Source organism: Tenebrionibacter intestinalis, assembly GCF_016632365.1.
Taxonomy (GTDB): Bacteria; Pseudomonadota; Gammaproteobacteria; order Enterobacterales; family Enterobacteriaceae; genus Tenebrionibacter; species Tenebrionibacter intestinalis.
The window spans coordinates 1-3,159 of sequence record NZ_JAEPBH010000088.1 but is presented as its reverse complement, the minus strand read 5'-3'; the positions used below and the strand labels follow the sequence as shown (position 1 = coordinate 3,159).

The following is a 3,159-nucleotide window of genomic DNA, read 5'->3' as shown; positions in this document are numbered from 1 at the left end:
CGAGGTAGCGTCTCCAAGTACCACTACGCGTATTGCCATGAGTTATCCTTACTCTTCACTAACCGAAGATGAGTCAATTATCCCCAGACGATCGCGTGTTTCGGAGACCTGATAATCACGTAGTTCAAAAGCTTTAAGCAATTTCTGACGCGTAGGCTCCATAGATGCTTTTCGCCGCTCTTCCCGTGCATCTTCGACTTCAGCAACGGTCTCAGTAGAAATAATGGGGGGAATTTTAACTTCGGGTAGGACACCACTTTCAAAATAACTGTCATAGCCTTTTGTCCAGTCGGCCATATCCCTCAGTTTTGCCATAAAGGCTTTATCCCAAGTGGCATCACAAAAACCGACAGGTAGATCGTAAGCCACAACTCGACTCATAAATTTCCGACTTCTGGGGAGCGTACTGTGATCAGTTGGCTGTGAAATGTATGAACCTACACGAATACGGCGTTCTTCATCTGTTTCCGGGCGCATCTCCAATTTCTGGTATGGGAAATAATCAAGCCGACGATAATTCCCAGTTGACACTTTTTGCTTAGGAAACAGCCTGATATAATTATCGAACGTATCATCATTAGGAACAATCACCATTTCACCTGTGAGCGGATTCACTTCTGTATGAAATTGCCCCCAACCTTCCCCAATTTTAGCCTCGGGTTTTTTATCTTTTCTCTTTCCACCCGTACGAGATTGATCAAAATTAGTCATCTCATCTTTTGAAATAGGCTCAGGAACCTCCTCTCCATTAATATTTACGGTAATCTTTTCATGCGGATTATGGTAGGTCAGCATATCACCATTATCATCCCAAAAGGCTTCCCCTCCAGGAAGTGGGCTAAATACTGTCTTTGGATTTGGTTCTTCTCCACAAGATGTGAAACGAGCCATCATACGCTGGAATAAATGTCCCTGATGTTGTAATAAAAAAGGATGGGGCTTATTTTCACGGAGCGTATTAGGAAGCCCTTGCCAACCCAAACTAAGCAAAGGTGAAGCTCCCATAACTCTATCGTGGGGATTGAAGTAAATATAGAAACGTCCATGATTATCACGTTCAGATACCCACTTTTCCGTCAAAATTTGTTTAGCAATAACTTTGGGATAATCCTTCCCTGATTCGCTATAGGTGGTAGCTGTCTGGAGCAACTTTGATTTATGCATGATATCCGGTGTCCAAGGCTTATTGTCTTCAGACCTGCCTACACACAGGCTACTATATTGTTCCTGAGACAATACCGTAGCCCGCTCAGCTACTTTCTCAATAATGGCTGACAGAGTTTTTTGGCGCGCTTCACTTGTCAGGCGTTCTTCTGCGGGCATAGCCCCTCTATCAAGCAATTGATCTTCAATACGGTATGGTGAGTTAAGAATAAACAGGCTGTCTGGTGCCTTTTTAGCCATTGCTGTAGCAGCCAACGCAATCATTGTCCCCTGGCTATGAGAAATCACACTGACCGTATCACGTGGATATTTATCACGAATAAAATCAAGTAAATCTGCTAAACGCTTTGCTGCATGAGAATAATATCTGCGCCCTGGCGCACTGGTTAACAAGCGATCAAAATCAGGGGCAAATGCTTGTACTTTCATCCCTAAAAAGAGGTCTTCATTAAACCCTACATCACTCCAGAGTGAATACAAATGTGTTGTACCATTCTGAAAAGGGCCTCCCCCCCAGAACCAGGGGCCTTTTTTTCTGAGCTCCTCTGCTGTTGCTCCCTGTTCTTTTAAGGCTCTATAATCTTCATTGTTTTTATTAACCAACGGAATTTTATATTTTTCTTCATCACCATCTGGCGAGCGATACCCCCAAAAAAAGCGAATAATTGGCGAATTCGCATCGGCTAGATTAAGAATCTCACGATCCTTTTTATAATTCTCAAGATCAAGTGAATTATCGCTATTATATATATTAGGCCGCAATTTATAAGAAGTACCATCCAGTCCTAATCGTTTATTCAGCCCATCACAAATTGCAATTTCGGCGTCCGAAAACCATTCTCCAGTAGAATTTACCCCATGTACAAATATAATAATCCCCGGATAGTGGACTGGTCGCTTGCACTGTGCCCGCACCTTAACAGAATTCGGGGATAAACAGGTTTTAAAGTACGGCTTACCGTTATCATCAAACCAGTGCACTGCATCTCTGGTTGGTTCATTTTTCATTATCATTACCTCCCTGTCAGGATCGCTAATTATATTTTACGCTGCGTGGCTTAATATTATTATTGCAATGAAAGGCATTATCCTGTGAAATTTTATCAATAGTAACTTTACTAATGGCAATCGATTCATACTCTCCTGAATTAGGTGTATTAAATTTCTTATACATTTTATCCGTAGATGAAGAGCGAATATAAACAGCCCCATCAGTCACCTTAAGCTCATAAATGGAGTAAGACATATCACCACCAAAAACAATCCCCTTATCATTCAGCTCTTTGTAAGTAAAATAATAGTTCTCACCACCATATTTATAATTCCTTACTCTGAAAGGGTAAGCAATAACATTATCACTAGCAGAATAAATAAACTTTCCTTTAAAAGCCATAACATCATTTTCCACTTCAAGATCCAATTCATCCTGAGGCTCTTTATCCGTGGCACCTGATGTAACTAGCTCTTTTATTCCTCTTCTCGTATCATTGTAATAAACAAAGCCACCATGTGTACAATCTTTATACTTTTCTAGGGTAAAAAATCTATTTTTATCAATACGATAAACCACCTGTGGCTCCACATCAATAATGACACTTCGGACACGACTTCCACCTGAACCAGAAGGAAAACCAGCCCCAAAGCTGCCACCTATGGTTGGCATAAAAAGAAACCAGATCAAGACATAGCCTAATATAATCAATACCACACCCGCCGCACACAACTTAACAATCGTCTTTGTTCCGTCTTTGTTATCTGCCATCTTATTCTCCCCCCTTATGTTCATTATTTCTCAATTGGCAGGAATGAAAGAATCATGTCATCAACCATTTCTGACTGTAGTAACTCTGTTTCGCCTGTAGCAGACGTTACACCTTTAATGATTTTTCCATCGGGCAACTTAATCTGATACGGCAGGTTAGCAATAGGATCGCCCGTCAGTGCATGTGTCACCACAAACTTCTCATCAAAACTTTCCGGAGCGTAGTTCTTCAT

At 41.3% G+C, this 3,159-nt stretch carries 2 protein-coding genes and 1 pseudogene; all 3 read right to left on the bottom strand.

Annotated elements, in window-relative coordinates:
• Positions 1-48: 48 nt before the first annotated feature.
• On the bottom strand, positions 49-2,172 hold the full coding sequence (locus JJB97_RS17515; RefSeq protein WP_238715365.1) for an alpha/beta hydrolase: 2,124 nt from the start codon (positions 2,170-2,172) through the stop codon (positions 49-51).
• A 25-nt stretch (positions 2,173-2,197) separates the two neighbouring features.
• Complete coding sequence (locus JJB97_RS17510; RefSeq protein WP_238715364.1) at positions 2,198-2,926, bottom strand: T6SS immunity protein Tli3 family protein; 729 nt, start codon at positions 2,924-2,926, stop codon at positions 2,198-2,200.
• Between the two features lie 23 nt (positions 2,927-2,949).
• Positions 2,950-3,159, bottom strand: a pseudogene (locus JJB97_RS17505) (DUF2345 domain-containing protein); the annotation flags it as partial.

Excerpts from the sequence above, each read along its gene's own strand:
- JJB97_RS17515 (WP_238715365.1), bottom strand. The coding sequence starts at position 2,172 with ATGAAAAATGAACCAACCAGAGATGCAGTGCACTGGTTTGATGATAAC.
- JJB97_RS17510 (WP_238715364.1), bottom strand. The coding sequence starts at position 2,926 with ATGGCAGATAACAAAGACGGAACAAAGACGATTGTTAAGTTGTGTGCG.